Source organism: Streptomyces sp. NPDC006551, from assembly GCF_040611675.1.
GTDB lineage: Bacteria > Actinomycetota > Actinomycetes > Streptomycetales > Streptomycetaceae > Streptomyces.
The window spans coordinates 56,672-64,282 of the sequence record NZ_JBEXOT010000041.1 but is presented as its reverse complement, the minus strand read 5'-3'; the positions used below and the strand labels follow the sequence as shown (position 1 = coordinate 64,282).

6 protein-coding genes are annotated in these 7,611 nt (G+C 72.9%); 4 read left to right on the top strand and 2 right to left on the bottom strand.

From position 1 onward, the window contains the following. Positions 1–144: 144 nt before the first annotated feature. A complete protein-coding gene (locus ABZY12_RS27905) occupies positions 145–1,332 on the bottom strand; it encodes an acetyl-CoA acetyltransferase (protein ID WP_356895027.1) in 1,188 nt (395 codons plus the stop codon). Between the two features lie 127 nt (positions 1,333–1,459). On the opposite strand from ABZY12_RS27905, the gene ABZY12_RS27900 reads away from it, so the two are divergent. Further along, entirely contained in the window at positions 1,460–2,668 is a 1,209-nt protein-coding gene (locus tag ABZY12_RS27900) for an acyl-CoA dehydrogenase family protein (protein ID WP_356895025.1), read from the top strand. After that, positions 2,668–3,144 (top strand): nitroreductase family deazaflavin-dependent oxidoreductase, encoded by a 477-nt coding sequence (locus ABZY12_RS27895; protein ID WP_356895023.1) that lies wholly within the window; start codon positions 2,668–2,670, stop codon positions 3,142–3,144. The genes ABZY12_RS27900 and ABZY12_RS27895 overlap by 1 nt, the downstream gene beginning before the upstream one ends. Positions 3,145–3,237: 93 nt before the next feature. Here the strand turns inward: ABZY12_RS27895 and ABZY12_RS27890 are convergent, their stop codons facing one another. Beyond that, positions 3,238–3,885 (bottom strand): TetR family transcriptional regulator, encoded by a 648-nt coding sequence (locus ABZY12_RS27890; RefSeq protein WP_356895021.1) that lies wholly within the window; start codon positions 3,883–3,885, stop codon positions 3,238–3,240. A 297-nt stretch (positions 3,886–4,182) separates the two neighbouring features. Here ABZY12_RS27890 and ABZY12_RS27885 point away from each other — a divergent pair, with 297 nt between their 5' ends. Next, entirely contained in the window at positions 4,183–5,082 is a 900-nt protein-coding gene (locus ABZY12_RS27885) for a VOC family protein (RefSeq protein WP_356895019.1), read from the top strand. Between the two features lie 103 nt (positions 5,083–5,185). Continuing rightward, entirely contained in the window at positions 5,186–7,606 is a 2,421-nt protein-coding gene (locus ABZY12_RS27880) for a PQQ-binding-like beta-propeller repeat protein (protein ID WP_356895017.1), read from the top strand. Positions 7,607–7,611 lie beyond the last annotated feature (5 nt).

Below are 7,611 nucleotides of genomic sequence, written 5' to 3'. Positions count from 1 at the left end.
GGGGGCGGGGGGGGGGGTTTTTGGTCTGGGGGGTACTCCTCGTGGGGGGGGGGGGGGCTTCGGGCCCCGCGCCAGCGACTATACGGACGTCCTAAACGATTGTCTATGACGCCTGTATAGATCCGAGTGGTGGAGTGGTGGTGTTCAGCCGCGGCCGAGCACCACCGTCCCCGACGAGCAGAACCAGCCGCCCGTCCCCGACGCCACCGCCAGCTCCGGCAGACTCCCGTCCGCCCGCCGCACCTGCGCTCCCGTCGCCTCCCCGCGCAGCTGCCGCACCGCCTCCACCAGCAGGAACAGTCCCCGCATCCCCGGGTGGCAGGCGGACAGGCCGCCCCCGTCGGTGTTCACCGGCAGCCCCCCGCCCCCCACCGTCAGCCGGCCCTTCTCGACGAACGCCCCACCCTCCCCCTTCGCACAGAAGCCCAGGTCCTCCAGCGTCACCAGCGTCATGTAGGTGAACGCGTCGTAGATCTCCGCGAGGTCGATGTCCTGCGGCCGCACCCCGGCCCGCTCGAAGGCGATCCGCCCGCTGACCGACGCCGGCGAGACCGTGAAGTCCTCCCACTCCGACATCGTGGTGTGGGAGACGTGCTCGCCCGTGCCGAGGACCCATACGGGCGCCTTCGTCGTGTCCGGTACGTACTCCTCGGCCGCCAGCAGCACCGCGCATCCGCCGTCGCTGCGGATGCAGCAGTGCAGCTTGGTGAAGGGGTCCGCGATCATCGGGCCGCTCAGGACGTCGTCCACCGTGATCGGGTCGCGGAACATCGCCTCCGGGTTGGGGGCGGCGTTCGCGCGCGCCTGGACGGCGACCTCGGCGAGCTGCTCCAGGGTCGTTCCGTACTCGTGCATGTGGCGGCGCGCGGCCATCGCGTACTTTGCGACGAGCGTATGGCCGTAGGGAACCTCGAACTGCAGCGGGCCGCGCGCTCCGAAGGAGAGGTTCGCGGTGCGGCGCCCGGCCTTGATGTCGGCGCGGGCGGTCGATCCGTAGACGAGCAGGACGGCGTTGGCGTGACCGGCGGCGATGGCGTCGGCCGCGTGGGCGGCCATCACCTCCCAGGTGGCGCCGCCGACGGCGGTCGAGTCCACCCAGCGGGGGCGCAGGCCCAGGTACTCCGCCACCTCGACCGGCGCGAGGGTGCCCAGGCCCGCCGAGCCCAGGCCGTCGATCAGCGAGCGGTCGAGCCCGCTGTCCGCGAGGGCGCGGCGGGCGGCCTGGGCGTGCAGGGCGTAGGGCGTGGCCGCGTCGACGCGGCCACAGTCGGAGAGGGATATGCCGACGACGGCGACGCGGCGCCCGGAGCGGTTCCGTGAAGTGGTGGGCATAAATCTGACGGTACATCAGATACGGTGGAGCGGCGCGGTCGCCGGACGAGATCCGCGGCCCCCGACTCTGTGCATCCGCGTCGGCCCGCCCTAACATGACGGCCCGTCAGTTACGGAGGGGAGCCCCATGCACGCCGCCGTCACCGAAGAACAGCACGAGATCCGCCGCACCCTGCGGGACCTGCTGGCCAAGAGGGCCGGGCCCGGCGAGACACGAGCGGCCGTCGCGACCCCCGAGGGGTACGACACCGACCTGTGGCGCCGGATGTCCACCGCCCTCGGTCTGCCCGGCCTCACCCTTCCGGAGGAGTACGGCGGTGTCGGCTGCGGCCCCGCGGAGCTGGCCCTGGCCTGCGAGGAGACCGGTCGCGCCCTGGTCCCCTCGCCGCTCCTGGCCACCACCGTCCTCGCTGCCCCGCTGATCACCGCCCTCGGTACCGACGCACAGCGCGCCGCGCTGCTGCCCTCCGTGGCGGACGGCTCCCTGACCTGCGCCCTCGCCGTCCCCGGCGGCTCCCTCGCCCTCGCCCTCGGGCTCACCGGCGACAACACGGACGGCGCATGGGCCGGCGGCGGCCGCGCCGGCGGCGTGCAGGCGCGGAGGGCCGACGGGCGGTGGCGGCTGTACGGGGAGGCGGCGCAGGTCCTCGACGGGCACAGCGCCGGACTGCTCCTGGTCGCCGCGCACACCGGGGGGTTCGCGCGCAGCCGCACCCTGCTGTTCCTGGTGCGCGGGGACGCTGCTGGGCTGGTACGCCGGCGGCAGCCGACGCTCGACGTCACCCGCTCCCAGGCGGTCGTACAACTGAGGGACGTGGAGGGGGAGTTGCTTGGCGAGGAGCCTGTCGACGTGCCCGGAGCGCTCGCCGGGGCGGGGCGGGCGGCGGCGGTGATGCCGGCCGCCGAGGCGGTGGGCGCGGCCCGGGCGGCCCTGGACCGCACGGTCGAGTACGTCGGGACGCGGGAGCAGTTCGGTCGCCCCGTCGGCTCCTTCCAGGCGGTCAAGCACCGGCTGGCCGACCTGTACGTCCAGGTGGAGGCGGCGCGGTCGCTGACGTACCACGCGGCTCACGAGCCCGCCGCGGGCGGGACGGGCGGGCTCGCTCTCGCGGCCGGCCTGGAGGCGCTGCGGATGGTGGCGGGGGAGACGATCCAGCTCCACGGCGGGGTCGGCTTCACCTGGGAGCACGAGGCCCACCTGTACTTCAAACGGGCGACGGCGGACGAGCTGCTCTTCGGGCCGGTACGCGGGCTGCGGGCCTGGGCGGCGCGGGAGACGGGACTGTTCGGCCCGGGCGCCGGGGGCGGCATCGGGACCGGGGAGGTGGCGGCCTGATGAGTGCCCTCGGCGTGCGTCTGGTGCGGAAGGTGTCGTCCACCCGGATGTTCGCGAAGGTGGCGCCGCACGTCGTCCCGGCCTTCGACCGGACCGTGCACCGGCTGACGCGGGGAAAGGTGCTGCCGAGCGCCCGGATGCTGCCGGGCGTCGTCCTCACCGTACGGGGGGCGAAGTCGGGTCTGCCCCGCGTGACGCCGCTGGCGTGCATGCACGAACCCGGCGGGACCTGGCTGCTGATCGGGTCCAACTTCGGCCGCGAGGGGCACCCCGCGTGGACCGGGAACCTGCTGAAACACCCCGAGGCGGAGGTGAGTTGGCGCGGCGAGAAGATTCCCGTGCGGGCGGAGCTGCTCGCGGGGGAGGAGCGGGAGGCGGCGTGGCGGGCCGTGCTCGGCTTCTGGCCGCCGTACGCGACGTACCAGGCGCGGGTCGAGCGGGAGATCAGGCTCTTCCGTCTGACGCGAAGGCCGTAGGGCCGAGTCCTGTCCGGACAGGGGAACGCCGGCGGCGGTCTCTCGGACGGGACCGCCGCCGGCGCGACAGGACGGGTGAAGGGAGGGCGCGGGTTACTTCGTCGGCTTCTTGCCCGTGATGCCGAGGTGGACCAACAGCGCCAGATTGGGCTTCAGTTCGTTCTGCTTCACACCCCAGGTCTGGAAGCCCTTCTGGTGGCCGGCCACCGAGGCCAGCATCGCCACGAGGGAGCCCGCCATCGCCGCCGGGCTGACGTCCTTGTCGACCTTGCCCTTGGACTGGAGCTCCTTCACCGTGTCCGTGAGGGAGTTGGTGACCGAGTTCAGGATCTTCATACGGATCTTGTAGAACCGTTTGTCGCCTTCGGCGGCGCCCAGGTCCACGACGCGCAGGATCGCGTCGTGCTTGCGCCAGAAGTCGAGGAATCCTTCGACGAGTTCCTCGGAGGTCTGCCAGCCGGCCTTGCCGACCCAGGACCGGCCGGAGACCAGATCGGTCAACGCCGCGCCCTCCTTCGCCATTTCCTCCGCGATCTCGAGGACGGCGCCTTCGACGTCGGGGAAGTACTGGTAGAACGTCGCGGGTGAAGTGCCCGCCTTCCGGGCCACGTCGATGACCTTGACGTCCCGGTACGGCGAGGAGCTGAGCATCTCGCTGAGGCAGTCGAGCAGCTTCTGCCGCGTCGCCTGGCCTCGTCGTCCGGCCACGCGGCCGTCGACGGTGCGTACTTGTCCTGTCATGCCGTCAGCTTACCGACGGGTGATCGGCGCGCGATTCGACCGACTGCAAATGGGGTGCACCCCTCCTCCGAACCTCTCCCCGCACTTCTGCCGGATCCCTCCCCGGTCTTTCCCCCCGGTCTCCCGGCCCTTTCCCCGGCGTTTCCGGGAGGACCCACACCCGAATAGGCTTATTAACAGCCTGTGGATAACTTTGGTGGACAAACCAAGGAAATCAAGGGCCGCGAAGGTCATTCATGATCTTATGTTCTATTTTGGGGGCGTGCGGGCCGCACCCGGCCGCCCTAGCGTGGAGCCATGGCCGCATTCACAGAGGGCACCCCCTGCTGGGTGGACGCGCAGCTCCCCGACCTCGAGGCGGGGAAGCGGTTCTACCGCGAGCTCTTCGGCTGGACCTTCGACCCCGACCGGGACGAGGCCCTCAGCGACGGAAAGCGGGTCGCCGGCCTCGTACCGAAGCGGGACGGCCGGATGCCCACCACCTGGACCGTCTACCTCGCCACCGAGGACGCCGGTGTGCTGGCGGCCCGGATCAAGGCGGCCGGCGGCCAGATGGTGATGGAGCCGTACCCCGTCGGGCCCTTCGGCGTCATGGCGCTCGCCGCCGACCCCGGCGGCGCCGTCTTCGGACTGCGGCAGGCGGGTGACGACAACGGCTTCGAGAAGACGATGCTCCCCGGGTCCTTCTGCTGGATGGAGGTCTATACGAGGGAGCCGGACAAGGTCGACACCTTCTACGCCTCCGTCTTCGGCTACCTGGGCCGCCAGGTGGAGGCGGCCGAGGAGGGCAGGGAGAGCGGCTTCGACTACCGCGTCTGGTCGCCGCCCGGCTCCCGCCCCGGCGACGACTCCGCCTTCGGCGGCCGGGCCGTGCTGACCGACGCCTTCCCGGCCGAGATGCCGGGCCACATCCTCGTCTACTTCGCCGTCCGCGACTGTGACGAGACCTGCGAGACGGCCGTCCGCCTCGGCGGCCGCGTCACCAACCCGCCCTTCGACACCCCGCACGGCCGGATCGCCGTCCTCCACGACAACCAGGGCGCCCGCTTCGCGGTCCTGGCCGAGCCGGCGGAGCCGGCCGATCCGTCCGAGGAGCGAGCCGCCGAAACCACCACGGGAGCCACCACCGAAGCCACCTCCGGCCCCACCGGCGAGCCCGCCGCCGCGAAAGCCGACGAGGCCGGGGATATGACCTGACACACCCCGATCCGCCCCCGGGTTCGCAACCACCGCCTCGGACAGGAAGAATCAGGGCCACGGGGCCGTATTCTCATGGCCCGTACGGGGAGGTGGCAGGCAAGTGGAGCAGCTGACGCAGCACGACCCGAGACGGATCGGGCCCTTCGAGGTGCTGGGCCGGCTCGGTGCAGGCGGTATGGGTCTGGTCTATCTCGCGCGCTCGGCGTCCGGGCGGCGCGTGGCGATCAAGACCGTGCGGACCGAGCTCGCCGAGGACCAGCTGTTCCGTGTCCGTTTCACCCGTGAGGTCGAGGCCGCGCGGGCCGTCTCCGGGTTCTACACCGCGGCCGTCGTCGACGCCGACCCCCGGGCGGCCGTGCCCTGGCTGGCCACCGCATACGTCCCCGCGCCCTCCCTCGAAGAGATAGTGAACGAGTGCGGACCGCTCCCGGCGCAGGCCGTGCGCTGGCTGGCCGCCGGTGTCGCCGAGGCCCTGCAGTCCATCCACGGCGCGGGCCTGGTCCACCGCGACCTCAAGCCCTCCAACGTCCTCGTCGTCGAGGACGGACCGCGAGTGATCGACTTCGGTATCGCGTCCGGCGTCTCCAACACCCGGCTGACCATGACCAACGTCGCCGTCGGCACGCCCGCGTACATGTCGCCCGAGCAGGCCCGTGACTCGCGCAGCGTCACCGGCGCGAGCGATGTCTTCTCGCTCGGCTCGATGCTGGTCTTCGCCGCCACCGGCCATGCCCCCTTCCACGGCGCCAACCCCGTCGAGACGGTGTTCATGCTGCTCAGGGAGGGTCCCGACCTTGAGGGGCTGCCGGACGAGCTGCGGCCGCTTATTGAGTCCTGCATGCAGATGGACGTCGCGCGCCGCCCCACCCCGGCCGATCTGCAGGCGCAGCTCGCGCCCCATCTGTTCGGCTCGGGCAGCGACGACAGCGGTACGGCCTCGGCCTGGCTGCCGGAGCGCGCCACGGCCATGATCGAGCACCGGCGGGGTGGCCGCACCAGCGTCCCGGCGCCGGTCGCCGCGCCTCCGGTTCCGCCCGCGCCGCCGCGTCCGCCCCGGCGGGCGCCGGAGTGGAGCGGCGACCCGCGCGGTGGCCAGGCCGGTGGCGGGCGCCATGCGGCTCCGGCCGACTCCGCCGGGCCCGTACGGCTCGCCGGCGCCGCCGTCCCGATCGGCCCCGGTCCCCGGGTGGCCGACACCCGGGCCGCCGTCGGCGCCGGGTTCGGCGCCGACGCGGGCCCGGCCACCGGCTGGATCCGTCCGCCCGGCGGCGGTGCGAACGGTGCCGAGCCGGGTCCGCGGCCCGGCTCCCGTCCGCTGCCCTCGCCGGCCGCGGCCCCGGAGGCCCCGCCCGCACCGGCTCCCGCGCCCGAGCCCGGTCACTGGCGGCCGTGGCGCTTCCGGATGTCGAATGACGTCTGGGGCACCCCGGTCGTCGCCGGTGATCTGCTCTACGTCACCTCCTTCGAGGTGCACGCGCTCGATGTGGCCAGCGGCCGCCGCCAGTTCAAGACCCGGGACGTCGCCTGGTCCATGGCGGTGTCGCAGGGCCGTATCCACGCCTCCGACGGGCCGACGCTGTACGCGCTGGACGCGGCCGACGGCGGTGAGCGCTGGCGGCTGCAGACGGACGCCTGGGTGTACTCCCTGAAGGTCGACCGGGGCACGGTCGTCACGGGCACGCGGGGCGGCGGGGTCCAGGGCTGGGAGGCCTCCAACGGCGCCAAGCTGTGGGAGATCACCGGCGCGCAGACCGACTTCGAGACCCCGGAGGCGGGGCCCGCGGTGCACGGCGACACGGTGTACGTGTGGCGCGACGCCCGGCTCCAGGCCCTGGACGCGCGGACGGGCGTGGAGCGCTGGTCGTACCCGATCGGTGACGCCGCCTCCTGCGGCAGCGTGCCGGTCCGGGTGGCCCAGGCGGAGGACGGCTGCGTGTACGTCTCGGCCGGTACGCGCGTGCTGTCGATCGACGTCACGAGCGGGCACGTCCGCTGGCACTTCGAGGCGCCCGCCGTCTTCCTCTCGCCGCCGGCCTTCGCCCCGGGGCCCGCCGTCACCGGCGGCGGTGTCTATCTCGCCGACTATCTCGGCACGGTGTACGCGCTCGACGCGACGACCGGCCAGGATCGCTGGCGGATCGCCACCGAGTCGCGCCAGTCGGTCGAGCCGGTCCTGGTCGTCGACGGCAACGTGCACGTGGGCAGTGGCAGCGCGCTGTACACGCTCGACGCGGTGACGGGTACACCGAAGTGGCGGTTCGCGGCGGGCGGCGAGCTGATCGGGACCCCGGTCGTCGCCGACGGCCGGGTGCACTTCGGCTCGGCGGACCACGTCCTGTACACGCTGGACGCGACGGGCGGCCAGCTGCGCTGGAAGCTCGCCACCGGCGGCGAGATCACCGGTTCGCCGGTGGCGCGGGGCGGGGTCGTGTACGCGTGCAGCAAGGACCGCTGCGTCTACGCGCTGGACGCGGTCAAGGGCACGGCGACGGGACGGGGAGCGGCGGCGCCGCGAGTGTGACCGAC